The sequence below is a fragment of the Mesorhizobium sp. B2-3-4 genome (assembly GCF_006442315.1).
In the GTDB taxonomy this organism is placed as follows: Bacteria; Pseudomonadota; Alphaproteobacteria; order Rhizobiales; family Rhizobiaceae; genus Mesorhizobium.
Window position 1 is genome coordinate 94,825 of record NZ_VFVY01000024.1, and the last position, 22,523, is coordinate 117,347.

At 64.4% G+C, this 22,523-nt stretch carries 21 protein-coding genes and 1 pseudogene; 18 read left to right on the forward strand and 4 right to left on the reverse strand.

Annotation, left to right across the window (positions count from 1 at the left end):
• Window positions 1-229: 229 nt before the first annotated feature.
• From rsfS to FJ967_RS28790, 10 genes are all read left to right on the forward strand, one after another.
• Complete coding sequence (gene rsfS, locus FJ967_RS28745) at window positions 230-607, forward strand: ribosome silencing factor (RefSeq protein WP_023777607.1); 378 nt, start codon at window positions 230-232, stop codon at window positions 605-607.
• Between the two features lie 61 nt (window positions 608-668).
• Complete coding sequence (gene rlmH / locus FJ967_RS28750; RefSeq protein ID WP_140735685.1) at window positions 669-1,151, forward strand: 23S rRNA (pseudouridine(1915)-N(3))-methyltransferase RlmH; 483 nt, start codon at window positions 669-671, stop codon at window positions 1,149-1,151.
• 182 nt (window positions 1,152-1,333) lie between these two features.
• The gene (locus FJ967_RS28755) at window positions 1,334-2,683 is read left to right on the forward strand and encodes a murein hydrolase activator EnvC (RefSeq protein ID WP_140735686.1); all 1,350 of its coding nucleotides are present in this window, start codon (window positions 1,334-1,336) and stop codon (window positions 2,681-2,683) included.
• Between the two features lies 1 nt (window position 2,684).
• Window positions 2,685-4,016 carry a S41 family peptidase gene (locus FJ967_RS28760; protein ID WP_181176183.1) on the forward strand — a complete coding sequence of 444 codons (1,332 nt, stop codon included), beginning with the start codon at window positions 2,685-2,687 and terminating at the stop codon, window positions 4,014-4,016.
• A 191-nt stretch (window positions 4,017-4,207) separates the two neighbouring features.
• A complete protein-coding gene (locus FJ967_RS28765; protein WP_140735687.1) occupies window positions 4,208-5,404 on the forward strand; it encodes a divergent polysaccharide deacetylase family protein in 1,197 nt (398 codons plus the stop codon).
• Window positions 5,405-5,558: 154 nt separating this feature from the next.
• Complete coding sequence (locus tag FJ967_RS28770) at window positions 5,559-6,074, forward strand: RNA pyrophosphohydrolase (protein WP_140735688.1); 516 nt, start codon at window positions 5,559-5,561, stop codon at window positions 6,072-6,074.
• A gap of 68 nt (window positions 6,075-6,142) precedes the next feature.
• Window positions 6,143-7,282 (forward strand): alanine racemase, encoded by a 1,140-nt coding sequence (gene alr, locus FJ967_RS28775; protein WP_140735689.1) that lies wholly within the window; start codon window positions 6,143-6,145, stop codon window positions 7,280-7,282.
• Between the two features lie 269 nt (window positions 7,283-7,551).
• Window positions 7,552-7,983 carry a nucleoside diphosphate kinase regulator gene (gene rnk / locus FJ967_RS28780; RefSeq protein ID WP_140735690.1) on the forward strand — a complete coding sequence of 144 codons (432 nt, stop codon included), beginning with the start codon at window positions 7,552-7,554 and terminating at the stop codon, window positions 7,981-7,983.
• Window positions 7,983-8,528 carry a nucleoside-diphosphate kinase gene (locus tag FJ967_RS28785; protein WP_140735691.1) on the forward strand — a complete coding sequence of 182 codons (546 nt, stop codon included), beginning with the start codon at window positions 7,983-7,985 and terminating at the stop codon, window positions 8,526-8,528. Before rnk ends, FJ967_RS28785 begins: the two co-directional genes overlap by 1 nt.
• Window positions 8,529-8,645: 117 nt before the next feature.
• Window positions 8,646-9,902, forward strand: a complete 1,257-nt coding sequence (locus FJ967_RS28790) for a D-amino acid dehydrogenase (protein WP_140735692.1) — start codon at window positions 8,646-8,648, stop codon at window positions 9,900-9,902.
• Window positions 9,903-9,926: 24 nt separating this feature from the next.
• On the opposite strand, the gene FJ967_RS28795 is transcribed toward FJ967_RS28790, so the two are convergent.
• Entirely contained in the window at window positions 9,927-12,083 is a 2,157-nt protein-coding gene (locus FJ967_RS28795) for a phosphatidylserine/phosphatidylglycerophosphate/cardiolipin synthase family protein (RefSeq protein WP_140735693.1), read from the reverse strand.
• Window positions 12,080-12,523, reverse strand: coding sequence for a hypothetical protein (locus FJ967_RS28800; RefSeq protein ID WP_140735694.1), 444 nt, complete (start codon window positions 12,521-12,523; stop codon window positions 12,080-12,082). Before FJ967_RS28800 ends, FJ967_RS28795 begins: the two co-directional genes overlap by 4 nt.
• A gap of 362 nt (window positions 12,524-12,885) precedes the next feature.
• Here FJ967_RS28800 and FJ967_RS28805 point away from each other — a divergent pair, with 362 nt between their 5' ends.
• A complete protein-coding gene (locus tag FJ967_RS28805; RefSeq protein WP_246675424.1) occupies window positions 12,886-13,266 on the forward strand; it encodes a hypothetical protein in 381 nt (126 codons plus the stop codon).
• A gap of 18 nt (window positions 13,267-13,284) precedes the next feature.
• On the opposite strand, the gene FJ967_RS28810 is transcribed toward FJ967_RS28805, so the two are convergent.
• Window positions 13,285-14,166 carry a LysR family transcriptional regulator gene (locus FJ967_RS28810; protein ID WP_140735695.1) on the reverse strand — a complete coding sequence of 294 codons (882 nt, stop codon included), beginning with the start codon at window positions 14,164-14,166 and terminating at the stop codon, window positions 13,285-13,287.
• A 150-nt stretch (window positions 14,167-14,316) separates the two neighbouring features.
• Between FJ967_RS28810 and FJ967_RS28815 the strand changes: the two genes are divergently transcribed.
• Window positions 14,317-15,813, forward strand: coding sequence for a CoA-acylating methylmalonate-semialdehyde dehydrogenase (locus FJ967_RS28815; protein WP_140735696.1), 1,497 nt, complete (start codon window positions 14,317-14,319; stop codon window positions 15,811-15,813).
• Window positions 15,814-15,872: 59 nt separating this feature from the next.
• Here the strand turns inward: FJ967_RS28815 and FJ967_RS28820 are convergent, their stop codons facing one another.
• Window positions 15,873-16,523, reverse strand: a complete 651-nt coding sequence (locus tag FJ967_RS28820) for a GntR family transcriptional regulator (RefSeq protein WP_246675425.1) — start codon at window positions 16,521-16,523, stop codon at window positions 15,873-15,875.
• Window positions 16,524-16,634: 111 nt separating this feature from the next.
• On the opposite strand from FJ967_RS28820, the gene FJ967_RS28825 reads away from it, so the two are divergent.
• From FJ967_RS28825 to FJ967_RS28850, 6 genes and pseudogenes are all read left to right on the forward strand, one after another.
• Window positions 16,635-17,528: a dihydrodipicolinate synthase family protein gene (locus tag FJ967_RS28825; protein ID WP_140735698.1), complete on the forward strand. Its 894-nt coding sequence runs from the start codon at window positions 16,635-16,637 to the stop codon at window positions 17,526-17,528.
• A gap of 10 nt (window positions 17,529-17,538) precedes the next feature.
• Window positions 17,539-17,988: a GNAT family N-acetyltransferase gene (locus FJ967_RS28830; protein ID WP_140735699.1), complete on the forward strand. Its 450-nt coding sequence runs from the start codon at window positions 17,539-17,541 to the stop codon at window positions 17,986-17,988.
• A 14-nt stretch (window positions 17,989-18,002) separates the two neighbouring features.
• Window positions 18,003-19,234, forward strand: a pseudogene (locus FJ967_RS28835) (FAD-dependent oxidoreductase).
• Between the two features lie 31 nt (window positions 19,235-19,265).
• Window positions 19,266-20,267, forward strand: coding sequence for a 4-hydroxyproline epimerase (locus FJ967_RS28840; protein ID WP_140735700.1), 1,002 nt, complete (start codon window positions 19,266-19,268; stop codon window positions 20,265-20,267).
• Between the two features lie 335 nt (window positions 20,268-20,602).
• The gene (locus FJ967_RS28845; RefSeq protein ID WP_140735701.1) at window positions 20,603-21,505 is read left to right on the forward strand and encodes a branched-chain amino acid ABC transporter permease LivH; all 903 of its coding nucleotides are present in this window, start codon (window positions 20,603-20,605) and stop codon (window positions 21,503-21,505) included.
• Between the two features lie 4 nt (window positions 21,506-21,509).
• The coding region (locus FJ967_RS28850; RefSeq protein ID WP_140735702.1) for a DUF3382 domain-containing protein at window positions 21,510-22,523 on the forward strand (1,014 nt) is incomplete at its 3' end.

Consider the following 22,523-nt stretch of genomic DNA (forward strand, 5'->3'; position numbering starts at 1 on the left):
TTGGTCGGTCCGCCGATAACCGCTGTGGAAGGGCAGGGTTCCGATGTTTTTGCGTCCCGCTGGGAACAATGTGCCAACAGGCGAGTTCGCCTGCGTCGGGGCTCCGTCTTGAAACTGTCAGGGAACTCTGCCTATCTAAGTGGTGTCACCCGCTTTCAGGGGTGATTTGGTTGTTCTTGCTGCGAAAGGAAATACACTGAGAACAGCACTGCGGAAGAAGGCCGATATCGTGCCTTCGCCGGCCAGGATCAGCGTAGACGACGCCGTGTCCCGCGCCATCAAGACAGTCCTTGCCAGTCTGGAAGACTCCAAGGCCGAAAACATTGTCTCAATCGACATCCAGGGGAAATCGAGCCTCGGCGACTATATGGTCGTCGCGTCGGGCCGATCGCACCGTCATGTCTCGGCTGTCGCCGACCATCTCCTCAAGGCGCTCAAGGATGCCGGACTCGGCACGGCGCGCGTCGAGGGATTGTCCGGTGCCGACTGGGTCCTGATCGATTCGGGCGATATCATCGTCCATGTCTTCCGCCCCGAAGTCCGCGAATTCTACAATCTCGAAAAGATGTGGCAGGCGCCGGATCTCGAGGAAGAGACCTTGCACTGAGCTTCGCCCCGTGTCGTAACCGTCATGGGTGCGACAGGGACGAGAGCTTGCCGAGGCAGGGATGAAGATATCAGTTCATGCCGTGGGCCGGATGAAAGCCGGCCCTGAGAGAGAGCTTGCCGACCGCTATTTCGAGCGCTTCGCCAAAAGCGGGCCGGCGGTGGGGCTGGAATTCGCCGGGATCACCGAGATTTCCGAAGGCCGCGCGGCGAATGCCAGTGAACGCCGGCGTGACGAAGGCGCGAGGCTGCAGGGCCAGTTGCAGCCGGGCACGGCGCTGATCCTGCTCGACGAGCGCGGCAAGAGCCTTTCCTCGGAAGAGTTCGCCGGCCGTATCGGCCAGTTGCGCGATGGCGGCCGCAGGGCAATGGTGTTGGCCATAGGCGGCGCCGACGGCCACGATCAGACCTTGCGCGACGATGCCGAACTGGTGCTGTCGTTCGGCGCGCTGACCTGGCCGCATCAGCTGGTGCGCGTAATGCTGGGGGAACAGCTCTACAGGATCGCCACGATCCTGTCCGGCCATCCCTACCATAGGTCGTGAAAGCGGCCTATCCGCACCGAATTCCGCCCCAATGCCGCGCAAGATCGCCTCGACTGGCATTTCCGTATCGAGGGCGTTGCGTCGGCGTGTAAAGCAGGTTCAAACGCCATACGGGTCGACGCGAAGCGCCACAATTATGGTTGATGGTTCGTTAACGAAGCCGCGGATAAAGTCGATGGCGAATGTCTGAAGGCTGGAAATCGACAACGGGCTCATCAAAAGCGGGCTCATGGCACGCGCGCTGCGGCATCGCGGCGGCGATGGTGCTTTTGTCGCTTCACGCGGCGCGGGCCGAGAACACGCTCGACATGGCGCCGGATCCTGACCAGAGCCGGGCCGAATATGAGCAGGTTTCCAAGGAGATAACGCTTTCGTCGGAGCGGCTGGCGAAGCTCGCCGCCGATATCGCCACGGTCAAGAAGGACCATGCCTCGATCACCGCCGCGCTGATCCAGTCGGCGATGACCGAGCAGAAGCTTGGCCAGGACATAGAGGACATCGGCGCCAAGCTGGAGGGGCTGAAGGGCCAGCAGCAGAAGATCCGCGATTCGCTGATGGCGCGGCGCGATGTACTGGCCGAAGTGCTGGGCGCCCTGCAGCGCATGGGGCTCAACCCGCCGCCGGCGATCCTGGTCAAGCCGGAGGACGCCCTGTCGTCGGTGCGCAGCGCCATCCTGCTCGGCGCCGTGGTGCCGGAACTGCGCCAGCAGACCGATGCGTTGCTGGCCGACCTCAAGGAACAGACCCGGGTGACAGCCTCGATCGAGGCTGAACGGGCGCGGCTGACTTCGGCGGTCGGCGAGCAGGCGGCTGAGAAGAAGCGGCTCGGCATGCTGCTCGAGGCCAAGCAGAAGCTCGAGGCCGACACGCAGGCACAAATGACGGCCGAGCAGCAGAAATCCGAGGCGCTGGCGGCCAGGGCCAGCAGCCTGAAGGATTTGATCGCCTCGCTCGAAGCCCAGGCGGACAAGACACGCAAAGCCGCCGATGCCGCCAAGGCAGCCGCTGCCGGCCAGGCCGACGGCAGCGCGCCGAGTGGCGACCAGACGGCATCTTTGCCGGTTCCGGAAGGCAATAGATTGACTGCGGCAGCGCCGTTCTCGGCGCTGCAGGGGCAGATCGCGCTGCCGGTCACCGGCCGCATCAAGCGCCGGTTTGGAGCCGATGACGGTAACGGCGCCTTGATGCTTGGGGACATGGTTGCGACACAATCGGGAGCCATCGTCACCGCGCCGGCGGATGGGAATGTGCTTTATGCGGGGCCGTTTCGCTCCTATGGTCAACTCTTGATCCTCAACGCAGGCGACGGCTATCATGTCGTCCTGGCGGGGATGAGCAGAATCAGCGTCGCGACTGGCCAGTCCGTTCTCGCAGGAGAGCCGGTCGGCGCGATGGGAGAAGCCCGGGTGGCGAGCACCTCGGTTTCGAAGAATGGAAATGCCACGCCGGAACTCTATGTCGAGTTCCGCAAGGATGGAAAACCCGTCGATCCGGCCCCATGGTGGGCGGACCGTTTTTCTGGAAGGACGTGAAATGATGCGGAAACTGTCGCTTCTGTTTGCCGGTGCGCTGATGGGCGCGTCCGCCATGAGCCTTGTCTATGGCGCACCCGGCTCGGCGGCGAACGCTGCAGGCTCGGAAACCTACAAGCAACTGGCGATCTTCGGCGACATCTTCGAGCGGGTGCGGGCGCAGTATGTGACCCCGCCCGACGACAAGTCGCTGGTCGAGAACGCCATCAACGGCATGCTTGCCTCGCTCGACCCGCACTCCTCCTACATGAATGCCGAACAGGCGCAGGACATGCGCGTGCAGACCAAGGGCGAATTCGGCGGCCTCGGCATCGAGGTGACCATGGAAAACGACCTGGTCAAGGTGATCACGCCGATCGACGACACGCCTGCCGCCAAGGCCGGCGTGCTGGCCGGCGACTATATCGCCAAGATCGACGGCGAGGAGGTTCGCGGCCTGACGCTGAACGACGCGGTCGACAAGATGCGCGGCCTGGTCAACACGCCGATCAAGCTCACCATCCTGCGCCAGGGCGCGGACAAGCCGATCGAACTGACGGTCGTGCGCGACATCATCAAGGTCAAGGCGGTCAAGTTCCGGGTCGAGAACGACATCGGCTACATGAAGATCACCTCCTTCACCGAAAAGACCTATGACGACCTCGAGAACGCCATCGACACCATCAAGAAGCAGGTGCCGGACGACAAGCTCAAAGGCTACGTGCTCGACCTGCGCCTCAACCCGGGCGGCCTGCTCGACCAGGCGGTGAGCGTCTCGGATGCCTTCCTCAAGCGTGGCGAGATCGTCTCGACGCGCGGCCGCGATCCGAAGGACGTCACCCGCTTCGACGCCAAGCCCAAGCAGGTCGACGACATCAACGGCAAGCCGATGATCGTGCTCGTCAATGGCGGCTCGGCCAGTGCTTCGGAAATCGTCGCCGGCGCGCTGCAGGATCTGCGCCGCGTCACGGTTGTCGGCACGCAGTCCTTCGGCAAGGGTTCGGTGCAGACCATCATCCCGCTCGGCGAGAATGGCGCGCTCAGGCTGACGACGGCGCTCTATTATACGCCGTCGGGCAAGTCGATCCAGGGCAAGGGCATCACGCCCGACATCAAGGTCGATCAGCCGCTGCCGCCGGAACTGCAGGGCAGGGACCTGACGCGCGGCGAGTCCGATCTCAAGGGCCACATCAAGGGCGCCGACGAGAGCTCGACCGGTTCCGGTTCGGCCGCCTATGTGCCGCCGGATCCGAAGGACGATCTGCAGCTCATCTTCGCCGAACAGCTGCTGCGCGGCCAGAAAACCGATCCGTCCTTCCCGCCCAATCCGGAAAAGGCCGTGCTCAACCAGTAAGGCCGGCAGCCGGTCTGGCCGGTTGCTCGAAGCAATGCGATGCTGCCGGGACCGAAAGGTTCCGGCAGTTTGATTCGGGGGCAAGGACCAGGCCTCCAGATACGGCGCCAAGGGGGCGCCAGGATTTATGAATTCGTGCATGTCTTGCCGAGGGAGCTCGCCTTCGGAAACCGTGCGCACGGGGACAGGGCTTGGCTGATATCGGCAAGGACATCGAACGCCCGCTTGGACAGAGCGTCCGGGCGCCGCGCGGCGCCGGCAAGGTCAGCGCCGGCATGGTCGCGGCAAGCGTGGTCGTGCTGGCGGTGGTCGGCGTGTCGGCCGCTATCGCTCTCAGGGAGAAGCCGTTTCGAAAGCCGCAGGAAGTCGCCGTCTCGACGCCGAAAGTGACCGCGTCGGCCGAGCCGGCCGCGTCGCCTCCCGCACTGGCTCCGGCAACCACACCAAAGGCGCAGACGCCGGTGAAGGACTTGTCGACCAAGAGCGGCGGTCCGCAGATCATCCATGTGCAGACGGAAGAAGGCGATGGTCCGCCCAAGGCGGCGATCGTCATCCGCGATCCCTCGACCGTCGGCCAGAATCTCAAGATCGCGCATCTTCCCGACAAGGCGCTGATCGAAACCAGTGAAACCGGGCCCTTGCCGATGCGCTCCGCGGATGGCCGGCGGCCGTTCGACGTCTATGCGCGGCCGTGGTCCGGCTCGCGTGGCGCGCGCGTGGCGATCATCATCGGCGGGCTCGCCGTTTCGCAGACCGGTACCCAGGCGGCCATCGCCAAGCTGCCGGCGGAGGTGACGCTGGCCTTCGCGCCGCAGGGCAACAGCATCGGCCGCTGGATGACGGCCGCCCGCCAAAGCGGCCATGAGATCGTCATGCAGGTGCCGCTCGAACCGTTCGACTACCCAAACGTCAATCCCGGCCGCAACACGCTGACGGTTGCGGCGACCCCCGACGAGAATCTGAAAAACCTGCACTGGGCGCTGTCGCGAACGACGAACTATACCGGGGTCATGAACTATATGGGCGCGCGGTTTTCCTCCGACGCCGCGGCGATGGAGCCGTTCATGGCGGAGCTCGGCAAAAGGGGCCTCGCCTATATCGACGATGGCTCGTCGGCGCGCAGCCTGGCGCCCGATATGGCGCTCAAGGACGGTGTGCCCTTCGTTACCGGCGACACCGCCATCGACGCGGTGCAGGATCGCGGCGCCATCCTGAAGAAACTGGACAGTCTCGAGGCAACCGCGCGTGCCAAGGGCACGGCCGTCGGCATCGGCTCGGCTTTCGACCTCACGGTCGACACGGTGTCGTCATGGGTCGCCGAGGCCAAGAAACGCGGCATCGAGATCGTGCCGATTTCGGCGGTGGCCATAGATCCGCAAAAAGGCTAACAGCCGTCTCGATAATTCTACTCCGGTGGGCATCTGGCGGCGTTTTCTGCGCTTCCGGTGCTCACGTACTTTAAGTACGCTCCGCTCCGGTTCTCGAAACCACTCGCCACATGCCTCACCAGAGCGAATTCTCAAAACGGCTGGAAGTCTCGCCATGGCCAAAAAGATCGACCGCGAAACACTGCCCTATCGGCCCTGTGTCGGGCTGATGATCCTCAATGCGGAAGGCCTCGTCTGGGTGGGGCATCGCATAGCCGAACCCGACAGCGAGTTCGCCGGCACGACACAGCTCTGGCAGATGCCGCAAGGCGGCATCGACAAGGGCGAGGAGCCGCTGCAGGCGGCGGAACGGGAGCTCTACGAGGAGACCGGGATGCGCGGCGTCTCGTTGCTGGCCGAGGCGCCGGACTGGATCAACTACGATCTGCCGGATCATCTCGTCGGCATCGCCTTCAAGGGCCGGTATCGTGGCCAGACGCAGAAATGGTTCGCGTTCCGCTTCCATGGCGATACCAGCGAAATCCAGATCAATCCGCCGCCGGGCGGCCACACCGCCGAATTCGACAAATGGTCGTGGCGGCCGATGCAGGATCTTCCCGACCTGATCGTGCCGTTCAAGCGCCATGTCTATGAAGACGTGGTGGCGGCGTTCCGGCACCTGGTGCCGTAACCGGGCGGATGGTTGCCGCGCCGGCCTTGCGGCTCTATTGATGTTCATCCGCCGCAAGCAGGGTCGCCATGAACGACGCCCCCAAAGAGTCTCCGCCCGATGACATCGCCGCCGTAAGTCAGGAGGCCGCCGGGGCGATCCTGACCATCGATCTCGCTGCGATTCGCGAAAATTACCGGCGGCTGAAGGCAAGGTTGGGCGGCGCACGCTGCGCCGGCGTGGTCAAGGCCGACGGCTACGGCCTCGGCGCACGCCAGGTGGCATCGGCGCTGGCGAAGGAGGGCTGCACCATCTTCTTCACTGCGCTGCTGGCCGAAGGCATCGCATTGCGCAAGGCGATCGGGGCCGGACCCGAGATCTACGTGCTGAACGGACTGCCGCCGGGCTCCGAGCCGGAAGCGGTGGCGGCTGATCTCTGCGCTGTGATCAACAGTGGCGCGCAACTCGAAGCCTGGCGCGCCGCGGCCCGTCGCGCCGGCCGCAAGCTTCCGGCCGCCATCCAGGTCGACAGCGGTATGTCGCGGCTTGGCATGGCGCCCACCGAAGTGGCGGCGATCGCCGGCGATGCCGCCGCGTTCGATGGCATCGCCGTCAAATATGTGATGAGCCATCTGGCCTGCGCCGACGAGCCGCACCATCCGGCCAACGAACAGCAGCGGCTGGCCTTCGAGCGGCTGCGCGCCATGCTGCCCGAGGCGCCCGCCTCGCTCGCCAATTCCTCCGGCATCTTTCTCGGGTCGCGCTACCATTATGATCTGGCTCGTCCGGGTGCCGCGCTCTACGGCATCAATCCGACGCCCGCCGAACCCAACCCGATGCTGCCCGTGATCAGGCTGCGGGCCAAGGTGGCGCAGACGCGCCGCGTCGAAAAAGGCACCGGCATCGGCTATGGCCACACTTGTCACGCGGACGGACCGCTCAGTCTGGCGACGATCTCGTTCGGCTACGCGGATGGCTGGCTGCGCCGGTCAGCTTCAGCCGCATGGTTCGAGGGGGTGCGCCTGCCCTTCCTCGGACGCGTCTCGATGGATTCGATCATTCTCGACGTATCGGCGCTGCCGCCCGGCACGCTTGGCGAAGGGAATCTCGTCGAACTGCTCGGCCCCTCGCAAAGCGTCGACGACGCCGCCGGCCATGCCGGCACCATCGGCTATGAAATCCTGGCCAGTCTGGGAACGCGCTTCCACCGGCACTATCTCGGCGGTTGAGCGGTTTGGCCGCGCTTGACAAGCGGACGCCTGTCGGCAAGGCTCGGGACATGAGCAACCTCGCTTATACCAGAACCTTGTTCAGGGTCTGCCCGATCGCGGGATCGTAGCCCCGGCGCGGCCGCCTCTTGGCGTCCGTCCGAACCGGGGCATCCATACATCCACCATCGTCATCACGTCGTCGGCCGCAAGCGGCTGCCGGCTTAATCAGCCGCCGTCAGCGCGGCGGCAAGCGCGTCCGCTGGATGCGCCGATCCATGAGGTTTGCCATGCAACATGCAACAGGGCTGCGTCCATCGAAGCAGATTCTGATCAGCGACACCGACCACGACAGGTTGACAGGCCTGGCGAGGACGGTGCTGAACCGCACACCCGAGACGGCCGAAGAGCTGCTCTCGGAACTAGACCGGGCCGTGATCGTGAAAGCGGCGGCAATGCCCGCCGGCGTGGTGCGGATGGGTTCGACAGTGACGATCCGAGATGAAGGCGGCGACATCAAGCGCATCGTGCTGGTCTACCCGGGCGAAGCCGACATCGCCGACAACCGGATCTCGGTGCTGACGCCGATGGGAACGGCGCTGATCGGCGCCTGTACCGGGCAGGCGGTGTGCTGGAGCGGTCGCGGCGGACGGAAATTGTCGGTGACCGTGGAAGCCGTCGATACCGCCGCCGGCAGCGAGCGTCGATCATGGAGGCAGTAATGGGAAACACAAGCTGCCGCCTGACAATGAAGGATTTCGCCGTCCTGGAAGTGATGCTCGGGCGTCGACGCGCATTCGCGGATCCGATGGCGCGGATGATCGAGGAGAAGCTCTCCAATGCCATCGTCGTGCCGAACGAGTCCGTCGGCCCCGATATCGTGACGCTGAACAGCCGAGTGGTGTTTTGCATCGATACCGGAGCGGCGGAGACGCGCACCCTGGTGCAGAACGAAGTGCGCGGACCGGTCGGCTCCAGCCTGTCGATGGCAACCAGGCGCGGGCTGTGCATGCTTGGCATGGCGCAAGGTCAGACGGCCTCGATCGAGCTCGCCGATGGCAGGTGTGAGTCGATCCGGATCGAGGCGGTGCTCTATCAGCCGGAAGCGGCACGGCGGGCGGCCCGGGAAAGGGCCTCCGCCGGCAGACCGCGACCGCACGGGCTGACCCTCGTCTACAGCGCCGGCGCTTCCATCCGGCCTCTTGGCGAGACGGCCCGAATGCGGCAGACAGAGGGGGATGACGATCCCGGTCCGTCGGCGGCGTGAAGAGCCATGGCGCATGGCGGCGAAGATCGGGATCGATTTTCGCCGGCGATCGTGCGCAAATCGCAGATGCGGCCGTGTCCAACGGCGTGCCGAGGGACACGGCGTAAGGAGTGAACGATGAAGATCATGGTGCTGGGCAGTGGCGTCATCGGGGTCACCACGGCCTATTATCTTGCCGAGGCCGGCCATGAGGTGACGGTGATCGACCGCCAGAAAGGCCCGGCGCTGGAAACCAGCTTCGCCAATGCCGGCGAGATTTCCCCCGGCTATGCCTCGCCCTGGGCCGGACCCGGCATTCCGCTGAAGGCGATCAAGTGGCTGTTGATGAAGCACGGCCCGCTGGTGGTGCGGCCGGCCTTCGATCCGCATATGTGGACATGGCTGGTGAAGATGCTGCGCAATTGCACCGCCGAGCGCTACGCCATCAACAAATCGCGCATGGTGCCGCTGGCCGAGTACAGCCGCGACACGCTGAAGGCGCTGCGCGAAGCCACCGGCATCACCTATGACGAGCGGACCCAGGGCACGCTGCAGCTGTTCCGTAAGCAGAAGCAGCTCGACGGCACTGGAGGCGACGTCGAGGTGCTGAAGAAATACGGGGTGCCCTATGAAGTCCTCGACCAGGATGGCTGCATCGCGGCCGAGCCGGGGCTGGCAGGGGTGCGCGAGAAGTTTGTCGGGGGTCTCAGGCTGCCGCATGACGAGACCGGCGACTGCAAGATGTTCACTGACCGGCTGACCGAGCTTTGCGTGGCGCGCGGCGTCAAGTTCGAGTACGGCGTGACCATCTGGCGCGTCATCCGCAGCCGCAACCGTGTCGCCAATCTGAGCACCAGCGCCGGCTGGAAGGCGGCGGACGCCTATGTCATGGCGCTGGGCAGCTATTCGGCTGGCTTCATGCGCCGGATGAAACGGTCGATCCCGGTCTATCCGGTCAAGGGCTACTCGATCACGGTGCCGATCAAGGACGCCGCCGCCGCACCGGTGTCGACGGTGATGGACGAAACCTACAAGGTCGCCATCACCCGGCTGGGCGACCGCATCCGCGTCGGCGGCACGGCCGAGATCTCCGGCTTCGACCTCAGACTGCACGAATCGCGGCGCCGCACGCTGGAACACTCGGTCGGCGATCTCTTTCCGGGCGCCGGCGCCATGCGCGAAGCAACCTTCTGGTGCGGGCTGCGGCCGATGACGCCGGACGGACCGCCGCTGATCGGGCGCACCGAACTGTCCAACCTCTATCTCAACACCGGCCATGGCACGCTGGGCTGGACCATGGCCTGCGGCTCGGCCAAGGTGCTGTCCGACATCATCTCGAACCGCGTGCCCGACATCGACGTGCGTGCCCTGGCGCAGGAGCGGTATCTCAAATAGCCGCTCACGCGTCTCGCCGCGGCATCAGAACGCCTGGCGGACCCAGGCCTCGTCGAACAGCAGCCGGTAGGCCCACGGGATTGTCACATTGGTGGCGACGGGGTTGGAATGGGCGAGGTAATCGTCATAGACCGGCTTCATCCTGCTGTAGAAGGCGGGGTCGAGCACCATCATGCCGTTCTCCGAATCATGGAAGAAGCTGCGGTTGTTGAGGTTGACCGAGGAGATGGCGACCAGCCTTTCGTCGATCATCATGATCTTGGAATGCAGCACCACGTCGGGCGCCTTGAATTCGCGGATGTTGATACGGTCGCCATATTTCTCGACGAACAGCTTGTTGAGGGCGGTGAGGAACTTGCCGCCGATATCGCCCTTGAGGTCGATGCGGCCGACAATGTCGATCCTGACGCCGCGGGCGAGCGCCCGGTCAAAAGCCCTGGCGAGGCTCGGCGTCAGATTGAGGTAGGGATTGACGATCTGGATATGGTGCCGGGCGGCGTCGACCAGTTCGACGAAATAGGCCTCCAGCGCATGGTCGTCCTCATAGGGCACGGAGATGAAATGCCGGGCGGTGCCTGACGGGCGGCGGCCATCGGCGGGGACAGGGATGGAGAAGGGACGCGCCAGATTGGTGTCGGCATCACGCAGCCACATGGTCGACAAATGCGCGGCGAGCGTCTCCACCGTCGCGCGGTCGGCGAACTCGATGTCGAAGTCGCTCCAGTTCGAATAGTAGTTCAGCGAAAGGCCGTCGGTCTTGCCATATTGCTCGAGGTCCGGATAGCGCGACAGGTCGATCGGCTGGTGGAACAGGAACCCGTCATGGATGTTGCGGCCGCCGATGATGACGCGCGAACGCGCCGGGTCCTGCGCCAGCGTTGCCAGCATCTTGATATGAAGCACCTTGTGCAGCTGTGAAATCTGCTCGTCGATCGGCGCGCCATGGTCGGCGCGCCAACGGTATTCCTGCAGCTCGACATTGGGGAATTCGGCCGCCAGCCGGTGCAGCATGGCGTCGTCCTTTTCGCGCTCCAGCACGTCGGTGACCATGATGCGTACCTTGGTGCCGAGCGCGGCATGGTGGCGGATCAGCCGTTCGATGACGCGGCCGGAAAAGTCCGCCTTGAACTCGAGCGAGGACAGATAGATCAGCTTCAGCCTTGGCGCGTGCGAGAAATCGAGCGGCAGTTCCGGATCGCCCTTGTCGATGGCCGCGTCGGACAGCGGCGCGCCCATCAGCGCCTCGACCTTGGCGTTGAATCCGTCACGTGATTTGCGCAGCAGCGTGGGCGCGCCGACCGGCATGGCGCAGGTCTGCGACAGCCAGCGGCTGGCATAGAAGGCGCGCTCAAGCGCGTCGAGGCCGGCATTGGCCGGGACCGGGCAGCGCTGGTAGCGGCTGTCCAGGGCGGCGAGCGCCTGATCGGCGGTCTCTTCGCGGCGAATGATGAGCGGAGCGCCCGTCGGCGCAAGGCTGGAGCGGATCCTTGCCGTGCAGCGGTTCAAGCTGTTGTCCGGGAACAGGCTGACCGCGTCGTCCTCGCCGGAGAGGCGAAACCGGAACGCCACGCCGGCGGCGATGGTGCGCGAGGCACCTGCGGCGCGGAGCGCCAATGCGCCGTCGCAGACGCCTTCGATATCGGCAGGCTGCGTGCCTGCCTGGCGAACGACGATCTCGGTGCCGCGAGCCTGCAGGCCGGAAAAATCGAATGTCTTGGGGGCCGAAGGTCGTGCCGCCGCGTCGATGTAGAGCGTCTGCCGGGACACCCGCCAACGGGCGTCGAAATGGCCGTCGCCGCTGCCTTTGCCGGCCGGGGGCAGATGTGCGTTGGCGACAGGTCCGGCCATTTGCCGCAGCGTCTTGTAGGCCGCCTGGAAGTCACCGTTGTAGACGTCGCGCCAATTGCGCCCGAACGGGCCGGTGCCGTTGGCGCGATCCATGGCGCCGAGCTGGTTGTGGGCAAGCAGCGCCAGGAACCGCTTCTCGTAGTCGCCGATGACGGCATCGCCGAAAAACTGCTCGGCCGCGACCTGTGGGCCTGATGTGGCGGCCGACAAAGAGGAGCGGGCGCAGGTTTCCTGTCCCGGCAGAAGCTCACAGGCATTGCGGCCCGCGCCGGCACAGCCGGCAAGGACCGCGAGCGCCAACAGGGCAGGGACGATCGATGCGCGGCCCTTCACCCGGCGGCTCCGGCTTTCATGGCACTCAGCTGCGCCGGGTCGCGGGGCGGCATGAATCCGTGCGGAAAGACTTTGCAGACCGGGATGGCGAAAGTGGCGATCAGCAGTTCGGCCTCGCCGCGCATCTTGCGGGGCGCCGCCTTGTCATCGCGAATGGCGCGGGCCGAGGCGACGAGGGCGCCGTCGCAGGCGCAATGGTCGTGCTGGGCGATGTAGCAGGCGTCATGGACCTGGCAGACCGCGTCGAGGCGATCGACCGGCCGCGCCGAGAGATCGCCGGTACGGGTGCCCGGCCCGCAATAATTGCCGATGACGAAGGGCGAGGGGCGCGCCATGGCGTAGCGGATCGGCTTGGGCAATTCGGCTTCCGGCACTTTCGTCCATGGGTTGGCGCAATCGGACAGCAAAAGCAGCGGCAGGATGGCAAGAACGGCTCGCATGTCTATCCGCGCCAGCTTTCTGAACGACTTCCCCACGCCGGCTATCGTGCCCGCGCCGACGGCCGCGTGCCTGATGCCACACCGGCTGGTTTTGTGGCAAGTGGACGGCCGTGTGTATCGCCCGATTGTGATATGTGCGAATTCCATTTAACCCGCACATTGTATCCCTCAGCATTTCGCGAGAATTGTGATGCGTTTCTGCTTTCTGATCATGGCTGTTGGATTTCTGTTCTACGCCTCCGGGGCCAGTGCCGAAGACAAGACCGTTCATGATCGCGAGAACGGATTTTCACTCACTGTTCCGGACGGATGGATAAACGAGCAACCTACGGCTGAGCGTAAAATCCGCCGATCTTACCTGCATGGTATCGGCTTCACTTTACGATCAATCGGCACCGGGCTCGCCGTCCGACACGGGCAAATTCATCGAGGGCTGGTCGATGAGCAATTGGAAAAAGACGATAGGCGCTTCATTCAGCACAGCCGATTTCAGCAATGACAGGCTGGCAAGGTTTCCCGACGGCTACCCAGTTCGCTTGGCCGACGTGGACTTCACGGTTCGGGCCGAGAATGCCACTTTTTATGGTCATTCCAGATTTGCGTTCTCGGTCCGAGGCCCGCGCTACGGTTATGTGAATTGCAACGTGATGGGCACAAGCCCTGAGCAGGTGGCGCAGATGTGGGCGCCGGTGGCGGACAAGGCTGAGCATGTGGTGAAATCGTTCATTCTTGACGCGCCTTGAATTACGCTGGGTGTGAGATCAGCTGAAGAGGCCTCGCTCCCGCTCTACCGCCTTGTTTATGAAATTGGCGACGACCTGGACGCGGCGCAGCGGCCTCACCGATTCGTGATAGACCAGCCAATAGGCGCGGCGGATGGGCGCGACGATGTCGACGGGCACCAGTTGCGGCATCGAGCGGGCGACGAAGGTGTGCAGGATGCCGATGCCCGCGCCCGCGCGCACGGCCTCGGCCTGGCCGAGCGCCGAGGAGATGGCGAAGTTCGTATGCCAGTCGGTGCTGAACTCGGCGGCATAGTCGAGCGAGGGGCTGACGATCAGGTCCGGCACATAGCCGATCAGCGTGTGCCGCGAGAGTTCGGCGGCGGTTTTAGGCAAGCCATTGGCTTCGGCGTAGGCGCGCGAGGCAAACAGGCCGAGTGTGTAATCGACCAGCTTGCCAGCCACCAGCCGGCCTTCGGTAGGCCGCTCGACGGTGATGGCGATGTCGGCCTCGCGCCGCGACAGCGAGAAGGAGCGCGGCACCGGCACGAGCTGGATGGTGAGCTCGCGGTGAAGCGCGGTCAGTTCGCCGAGCCGCTTGGCCAGGAAGGCGACGCCGAAGCCGTCTGGTGCGCCGATGCGCACCGTGCCCGAAATGTCGTCGCCTTCGCCTGAAATGTTCGAGCGCGCCGCGATCATGTCGGCTTCCATCCGCTCGGCAATGTCGAGGAAGCGCTCGCCGGCCGGCGTCAATTCGCTGCCGGTGGTCAGGCGTCGGAACAATTTGGCGCGTAGCGCCTCCTCGAGCGCCGCGATGCGGCGCGAGACGGTGGCGTGATTGAGCTCCAGCCGCTTGGCCGCTCCGAGGATCTGGCCGGCGCGCGCGACGGCGAGAAAGATGCGCACGTCATCCCAGTTCATTCTGCGTCCCAAGCAAAGCAATTTGCGGCAATTAATGCACAACCAGCTGGGGTTGTCTATTTTCCGCACAACGGTTGCGATCTCCCTCGCGTTGCCATCGCTCGCGCAAAGGCGGACAATGCATCATCATCAAACCCAGGGAGAGAAATCATGATCGAATACGGTCATTACATCGGCGGCAAGCATGTCGCCGGCACCAGCGGCCGCAAGCAGGACGTGATGCAGCCGATGGACGGCTCGGTGCGCGGCACCGTGGCGCTGGCTTCGCAGGCGGAACTGCGCGCGGCGGTCGAGAACGCCAAGGCAGCGCAGCCCAAGTGGGCGGCCACCAACCCGCAGCGCCGCGTGCGCGTGCTGATGAAATTCCTCGAACTGGTCGCCCGCGACTATGACGAACTGGCCGACATACTGGCGCGCGAACACGGCAAGACGATCGCCGACGCCAAGGGCGACATCCAGCGCGGCCTCGAAGTGGTCGAAGTCTGTATCGGCGCGCCGCATATGATGAAGGGCGAGTTCACTGACGGTGCCGGCCCCGGCATCGACGTCTATTCGATGCGCCAGCCGCTCGGCGTCGTCGCCGGCATCACTCCGTTCAATTTCCCGGCGATGATCCCGCTGTGGAAGATCGCGCCTGCCATCGCCTGCGGCAACGCCTTCATCCTGAAGCCGTCCGAACGCGATCCGGGCGTGCCGATCCGCATCGCCGAACTGTTCCTCGAGGCCGGCCTGCCGGCGGGCATCCTCAATGTCGTCAACGGCGACAAGGAAGTGGTCGACGCCATCCTCGACGATCCCGACATCAAGGCCGTCGGCTTCGTCGGCTCGACGCCGATCGCGCATTACATCTATTCGCGCGGTACTGCGGCCGGCAAGCGCGTGCAGTGCTTCGGCGGCGCCAAGAACCACATGATCATCATGCCCGACGCCGACATGGACCAGACCGTCGATGCGCTGATCGGCGCCGGCTACGGCTCGGCCGGCGAGCGCTGCATGGCGATCTCGGTTGCCGTCCCGGTCGGCAACGACACCGCCAACCGGCTGATGGAAAAGCTGGTGCCGCGCGTCGAAAGCCTCAAGGTTGGCCCATCGACGGATTCGGCCGCCGATTTCGGCCCGCTGGTGACCGCCCAGGCGCTGGAGCGTGTGAAAGGCTATGTCGATATCGGCGTCAAGGAAGGCGCCAAGCTCGTCGTCGACGGCCGCGGCTTCAAGATGCAGGGTTACGAGGACGGCTACTACATGGGCGGCTGCCTGTTCGACAACGTGACCGCGGACATGCGCATCTACAAGGAAGAAATCTTCGGGCCGGTGCTCTCGGTGGTGCGCGCGCCGCGCTACGAGGACGCGATCAAGCTCGCCAATGATCACGAGATGGGCAACGGCGTCGCCATATTCACCCGCGACGGCGATGCCGCGCGTGACTTCGCCAGCCGCGTCCAGGTCGGCATGGTCGGCGTCAACGTGCCGATCCCGGTTCCGATCGCCTACTACACGTTCGGTGGCTGGAAGGCGTCATCCTTCGGCGACCTCAACCAGCACGGTCCGGACGCATTCCGCTTCTACACCAAGACCAAGACGGTGACGTCGCGCTGGCCGTCCGGCATCAAGGACGGTGCGGAGTTCGTCATTCCGACGATGAATTGACCGGACTAAGGGCAACGAAAAGAGGGCGTGCTGCAAGGCGCGCCCTTTTTCTTTGAGCTTCAGCGCGTCGCCGCCGTCTCGGCGTGGCCGCGCAGCAATGCCATCAGTTTCTTGGCGTCCTTGGCCGCCCCCTCCTCGTCGCCGTCGAGGATCGAGCGGATCAGCGCGACATGGTGTTCGGCGGATTCGGCGAGACCCGTATCGGCTTTATAGCGGAACCAGAAGCGTCGGCTGTGGGTCTGCAAAGGGGCAGCCAGTCTGGCCGCGAACGGGTTGTCGGCGGCCAGCGCCAAGGCCTCGTCGAGCGCCTTGTCGGCCTGGATGAAGGCCAGCACATTGCCCGATATGACCGCCTTCTGCATGGCAAGCGCTGCCTCATGAAACAGGTCGGCGGCTTCGCGGGTGACGAAGCGGGCGGCCGATCGCGCCAGCACCACCTCGACGCCGCGCCTTGCATCAAGCACGCGCAGCCAGTCGCCCGGATGCAGCGGCGCGATGGCGATACCGGCACGGGGCCTGACGTCCAGCAGCCCTTCCCAGGCCAGGCGCTGGATCGCCTCGCGCACCGGCGTGCGGCCGAGCGCCAGCTTTTCGATGAGAGCCCCTTCGGTGACAAAGCTCGCCGGCGCCAGCTCCAGCGTGACGATCATGTGCTCGAGCACATGATAGGCCCTGGTCGCCGCCGGTTCGGACGTCGTGGTCGCTTCCATGGATATCAAAGGCGGTCTCCTGATATATCTAGAATATATCATAACAGATTCTGCGTTGACAGCGGCTTTCTTAACAGATATACGGCTGATATATCAGATGGAGAGATAGCCATGTGGACCGGAGTTTTCCCCGCCGTCACAACCAAATTCACCGCCGATGACCGCCTCGACCACGCCGAGATGGAGCGGTGCTATAACCTGCAGATGGAGGCCGGCTGCGACGGCATCATCGTCTGCGGATCGCTCGGCGAAGGGCCGATGCTGTCGCCTGACGAGAAGATCGAGGTGCTGAAGATGGCGCAAAAGGTCGCCGGCAAGAAGCCGGTGCTGCTGACCGTCAACGAGGCCGGCACCCGCGAGGCGGCCAGCATCGCCAGGCGCGCCGCCAAGGAAGGCGCCAACGGCCTGATGGTGGTGCCGAGCCCGATCTATCACACCAATGCGGAAGAAACGGTGGCGGCGCTGCGTGCCGTGGCCGAGGCCGGCGACCTGCCGGTAATGATCTACTCCAACCGGCTCGCCTACCGGGTCGACGTCACCGTCGACCAGATGGAGGAACTGGCATCCGACAAGCGCTTCGTCGCCATCAAGGAATCCTCCGACGACATCAGGCGCTCGACCGAGATCATCAATCGCCTGGGCAGCCGCTACGACCTGTTCACCGGTGTCGACAATCTCGCCTTCGAGGCACTGTCGGTCGGTGCCATCGGCTGGGTGGCCGGCCTGGTCACGGCCTTCCCGCGCGAAACGGTCGCCATCTACCAGTTGATGAAGCAGGGCCGTCGCGAGGAGGCGCTCGCCATCTACCGCTGGTTCCGGCCGTTGCTCGACCTCGATGTCTCGACCTATCTGGTGCAGAACATCAAGCTTGCCGAAGTGTTCGCCATCGACACCAACGACCGCGTGCGCATGCCGCGCCAGCCGCTGTCGGGCGAACGTCGCAAGGCCGTCGAGAAGATCGTCAAGGACGCGCTGGCGGTGCGGCCGACGCTGCCGGCGTTCTGAGGAAGGTTACATGCCGTTTCAGCTCCACCTCAAGCGCGTCGAGAGCGAAGGAGACTGGGCGGCCTACCACGGCATACGCCGGCGGGTTCTTTGGGAGGATCGGGGCTTGACCGGCTACGACGAACGGCACCCCGACGACCGGCTGGCGGGCAATCACCCGCTGCTCCTCATTCGCGATGGCGCACCGGTCGGGACTGCGAGGCTGGATGTTGTCGGCCCGCGCCTCGGCATTGTCAGGCTTGTAGCGATCGAAGCCGGGCTCCAACGGCGCGGCCTCGGTCGCGCGCTCATGGGGAAAGTCGAGACCTACGCCCATGGCCTTGGTCTCGCCCAGTTGGAGGTCAATGCCGCCCGAGACGCGGAAGAGTTCTATCAAAAGCTCGGCTGGGCCACGATGCAAGCCGACCGGAAGAACCCGCTGATGGTGAAAGCCCTCGATGCTGTAGGCACGCAATCGTGACGGCCCCAGGTGAGATGGACATCGCCATCATCGGTGGCGGCATCATCGGCATCTGCGCGGCGGCCATGTTGGCCGAGGCAGGCCGCCGCGTCACTGTCTTCGATCGCACCGGCATCTGCGAGGAGACGAGTTCGGGCAACGCGGCGGCCTTTGCCTTTTCCGACGTGCTGCCGCTTGCGCACAAGGGCATGATCCGGCAATTGCCGAAATGGCTCGCCGACCCGCTCGGCCCGCTCAGCATCCCTCCCGCCTACCTGCCGAAACTGCTGCCCTGGCTGGTTCGCTTCTGGCGCGCCGGCGCGCCGGGAAAATACGAGGCCAGCCTGACCGCACAGGCCGGCATGATGACGCTCGCCGAGGCCGAATGGTGGGCCTGCTCGATCGCTCCGGCACGCGGCAAATGCTGCGCGAGGACGGCTCGCTCGAGCTCTACGAAAGCGAGGCCGAGTTTCGGGCCGGGCTGTCGGGCTGGGCGGCGCGCGAGCGCTTCGGCATCGGCTTCCGCCATGTCGAGGGCGAAAGCCTCGCTGGCTTGCAGCCGGGACTATCGCCGCGTTTCGTCAAGGGCACCTTCGTGCCGGGATGGAAGACGGTCGCCGACCCGAAACTGCTCGGCAAGGCGGTGTGGGCCTATGCGCAGTCCAAGGGCGCCCGTTTCGAGATGGCCCGCGTCGACGGGGTCGCCGCGGATCAGGATGGCGCGACACTGACGCTGGCCGATGGTTCGACCAGGCAAGCCAGACACGTCGTCATCGCCGCGGGCGCCTGGTCGCATCTCCTGGCACGGCAGCTCGGCGATCGCATTCCGCTCGAAACCGAGCGCGGCTACAACACGACGCTGCCGACGAGCGCCTTCGACGTGAAGCGGCAGCTGATCTTTTCCGGTCATGGCTTCGTCATCACCCCGCTCGACACCGGGCTGCGCGTCGGTGGCGCCGTCGAACTCGGCGGCATCGAACGGCCGCCCAATTTCAACCGCTCGAAGGCGCTCCTGCGCAAGGCGGTGCAATTCCTGCCGGGGCTCGATCCGTCGGGCGGGCGCGATTGGATGGGGTTCAGGCCCTCGCTGCCGGATTCGGTACCCGTCATCGGCAGGGCAACGCGAAGCCGATCGGTGATCTACGCCTTCGGCCACGGCCATCTCGGCCTGACCCAGGCCGCGGCAACCGGGCGGTTGATCAGGGAATTCGTTCTGGGGCAGACTTCGTCAGTTGATCTGGGTCCCTTCAGCCCACAACGGTTTTGATTTTTTCGGGTTTTGATTTTCGAGGAGCGACATGGCCAAGAAATCCTTCTTCTGCATCGACGGCCACACCTGCGGCAACCCGGTCCGACTGGTCGCCGGCGGCGGGCCGCTGCTGCAAGGCTCGACGATGATGGAACGGCGCGCGCATTTCCTCGCCGAGTATGACTGGATCCGCACCGGCCTGATGTTCGAGCCGCGCGGCCATGACGTGATGTCGGGCTCGATCCTCTATCCGCCGACGCGCGAGGATTGCGACATCGCCATCCTGTTCATCGAGACATCAGGCTGCCTGCCTATGTGCGGCCACGGCACCATCGGCACGGTGACGATGGCCATCGAGCACGGGCTGATCAAGCCGAAGACGCCTGGCGTGCTCAGGCTCGATACGCCGGCCGGCCTGGTCATCGCCGAATACAAGCAGGTCGGCGAATATGTCGAGGAGGTGCGCATCACCAACGTGCCATCCTTCCTGTATGCCGAAGGCCTCACGGTCGAATGTCCGGGGCTCGGCGAAATTACCGTCGATGTCGCCTATGGCGGCAATTTCTACGCCATCGTCGAGCCGCAGAAGAACTATCGCGACATGGCGGACTATTCGGCCGGCGACCTCATCGCCTGGAGCCCGGTGGTGCGGCAACGGCTCAATGAGAAATACTCTTTCGTGCATCCGGAAAACCCCGGCATCGTCGGGCTGTCGCACATGTTGTGGACCGGCAAGCCGACGGTCGATGGCGCAGACGCCCGCAATGCCGTCTTCTACGGCGACAAGGCGATCGACCGCTCGCCTTGCGGCACGGGCACCTCTGCGCGCATGGCGCAGCTTCATGCCAAGGGCAAGCTCAAGGCCGGCGACGCTTTCGTGCACGAATCGATCATCGGGTCCCTGTTCAAGGGCAAGGTCGAAAGGGAGGTCGCGGTGGCCGGCAAGCCGGCGATCATCCCGTCGATCGGCGGCTGGGCGAGGATGACCGGATTGAACACGATCTTCATCGACGACCGCGATCCCTTCGCTCATGGCTTTGTGGTCAAATAGGGAGAATCCTGACCTTGCGGAAAGGAGTGTGACGAAAAAACGAAGCGTGTCAGGAACGCAATGATTCGTCTCATCACCTAATTTTGACGGTGGTTTCTTCGAAACGGAGCGCATGATACGGCTCAATCGTCAAAGACATTGCGTTATGCCAATGATAGGGTCCGCGATAGTCCAGGGGCCGGGCGCAAAAAACGGGGGATCGGGAGGCGTGGTTCGGAAGCACGCGGAGCGATCAAAAAAATCACGTTGCAATCCGGGCTCGAAACTTTACGACTAGGGGAAATACGAAAAGGAATGCGTTCTTCGTGGCGACATTCCAGGGGAGCCATGTACACATGCAGTACTTTGTCCAGCAGCTTATCAACGGGCTGACGCTGGGATCGATCTATGGGCTGATCGCGATCGGCTACACGATGGTCTACGGCATCATCGGCATGATCAACTTCGCCCATGGCGACATTTTCATGGTGGGCGCCTTCACGGCGCTGATCGTTTTCCTGATCCTTGGTGCGCTGTTCTATTCGGTGCCGGTGGTCATCGCGCTGCTGGTCATGATGATCGTGGCGATGCTTTTGACCAGCCTCTACAACTGGACGATCGAGAAGGTGGCGTATAGGCCGCTGCGCGGGTCGTTCCGGCTGGCGCCGCTGATCACCGCCATCGGCATGTCGATCGCGCTGTCGAACTTCGTCCAGGTGACGCAAGGGCCGCGCAACAAGCCGATCCCGCCGATGGTCAGCCAGGTCTACAACATCAACGGCATCAGCGTGTCCTTGAAGCAGATCATCATCGTCATCGTCACCGCTTTGCTTCTGGTGCTGTTCTGGTACCTGGTCAACAAGACCTCGCTCGGCCGGGCGCAACGCGCCTGCGAGCAGGACCGCAAGATGGCCGCACTGCTGGGCATCGACGTCGACCGCACCATCTCGATCACCTTCATCATGGGCGCCTCGCTCGCCGCCGTCGCCGGCACGCTGTTCCTGATGTATTACGGCGTGGTGGCCTTCTCCGACGGCTTCGTGCCGGGTGTGAAGGCCTTCACCGCGGCGGTGCTCGGCGGTATCGGCTCGCTGCCGGGCGCGGTGCTGGGCGGCCTCCTGATCGGCTTCATCGAGAGCATGTGGTCGGCCTATTTCTCGATCGACTACAAGGACGTCGCCGCCTTCTCGATCCTGGCGATCGTGCTGATCTTCCTGCCTTCCGGCATTCTTGGCCGGCCTGAAGTCGAAAAGGTCTGAGACCATGGCCGTGACCGTCAATCCAGAGCGCGACACCGTCGCCACCCCCATCCAACGCGCGCTGCGCGAAGCCTTCTACGCCGGCGCCATCGCGCTTGGGCTGTTCGTGCTGTTCATCGGCCTCAGAACCGATCAGAACATGTCCAACGAACTGATCCTGGTGCAGCGCTGGGGCCTGCTTGCCGGCGTGGTGATCGCCACCGCGCTCGGCCGCTTCCTCTATGTCGGCTTCGCGCAACCTGCCATGCAGCGCGCCAAGGAGGAAAAGGCCAGGGCTCCGGCCGTCGCTGCCGAACCCGGCTTCGTGCGCCGCAACTTCACCAAGCTCGGCATCGGCGTCCTGCTGCTCTATCCCGTGATCATCGTGCTCCTGGTCGGCTTCCAGGGCTCGCTGAAGTGGGTCGACAATTTCGGCATCCAGATCCTGATCTATGTGATGCTGGCCTGGGGCCTCAACATCGTCGTCGGGCTGGCCGGCCTGCTCGACCTCGGCTATGTCGCCTTCTACGCGGTCGGCGCCTATGCCTATGCGCTGCTCGGCACGCATTACGGCCTGTCGTTCTGGATCCTGCTGCCGGCCGCCGGCTGCATGGCCGCCTTCTGGGGCGTGCTGCTCGGCTTCCCGGTGCTGCGCCTGCGCGGCGACTACCTGGCGATCGTCACCCTTGCCTTCGGTGAGATCATCCGCCTGGTGCTGATCAACTGGCGCGAGGTGACCAACGGCTCGGCCGGCATCTCCGGCATCCCGAAGGTCTCCTTCTTCGGCCTGATGTCGTTCAACGTCTCGGATCCGAACTACATCGCCAAGGTGCTCGGCATCGCCCAGTCGGGCGCCTATTACAAGATCTTCCTCTACTACCTGATCCTGGCGCTCTGCCTGCTCACCGCCTTCGTCACCATCCGGCTGCGCCGGCTGCCGGTCGGCCGGGCCTGGGAAGCGCTGCGCGAGGACGAGATCGCCTGCCGCTCGCTCGGCATCAACACCACCACCACCAAGCTGACCGCCTTTGCCACCGGC

Coding starts and splice junctions, on each gene's coding strand:
- FJ967_RS28840 (WP_140735700.1), top strand. CDS start 19,266: ATGGCCAAGAAATCCTTCTTCTGCATCGACGGCCACACCTGCGGCAAC.
- FJ967_RS28810 (WP_140735695.1), bottom strand. CDS start 14,166: ATGAACTGGGATGACGTGCGCATCTTTCTCGCCGTCGCGCGCGCCGGC.
- rlmH (WP_140735685.1), top strand. CDS start 669: ATGAAGATATCAGTTCATGCCGTGGGCCGGATGAAAGCCGGCCCTGAG.
- rnk (WP_140735690.1), top strand. CDS start 7,552: ATGCAACATGCAACAGGGCTGCGTCCATCGAAGCAGATTCTGATCAGC.
- FJ967_RS28760 (WP_181176183.1), top strand. CDS start 2,685: ATGATGCGGAAACTGTCGCTTCTGTTTGCCGGTGCGCTGATGGGCGCG.
- alr (WP_140735689.1), top strand. CDS start 6,143: ATGAACGACGCCCCCAAAGAGTCTCCGCCCGATGACATCGCCGCCGTA.
- FJ967_RS28800 (WP_140735694.1), bottom strand. CDS start 12,523: ATGCGAGCCGTTCTTGCCATCCTGCCGCTGCTTTTGCTGTCCGATTGC.
- FJ967_RS28770 (WP_140735688.1), top strand. CDS start 5,559: ATGGCCAAAAAGATCGACCGCGAAACACTGCCCTATCGGCCCTGTGTC.
- FJ967_RS28820 (WP_246675425.1), bottom strand. CDS start 16,523: ATGGAAGCGACCACGACGTCCGAACCGGCGGCGACCAGGGCCTATCAT.
- FJ967_RS28815 (WP_140735696.1), top strand. CDS start 14,317: ATGATCGAATACGGTCATTACATCGGCGGCAAGCATGTCGCCGGCACC.
- FJ967_RS28785 (WP_140735691.1), top strand. CDS start 7,983: ATGGGAAACACAAGCTGCCGCCTGACAATGAAGGATTTCGCCGTCCTG.
- FJ967_RS28805 (WP_246675424.1), top strand. CDS start 12,886: ATGGTATCGGCTTCACTTTACGATCAATCGGCACCGGGCTCGCCGTCC.
- FJ967_RS28845 (WP_140735701.1), top strand. CDS start 20,603: ATGCAGTACTTTGTCCAGCAGCTTATCAACGGGCTGACGCTGGGATCG.
- FJ967_RS28830 (WP_140735699.1), top strand. CDS start 17,539: ATGCCGTTTCAGCTCCACCTCAAGCGCGTCGAGAGCGAAGGAGACTGG.
- FJ967_RS28755 (WP_140735686.1), top strand. CDS start 1,334: ATGTCTGAAGGCTGGAAATCGACAACGGGCTCATCAAAAGCGGGCTCA.
- FJ967_RS28790 (WP_140735692.1), top strand. CDS start 8,646: ATGAAGATCATGGTGCTGGGCAGTGGCGTCATCGGGGTCACCACGGCC.
- FJ967_RS28825 (WP_140735698.1), top strand. CDS start 16,635: ATGTGGACCGGAGTTTTCCCCGCCGTCACAACCAAATTCACCGCCGAT.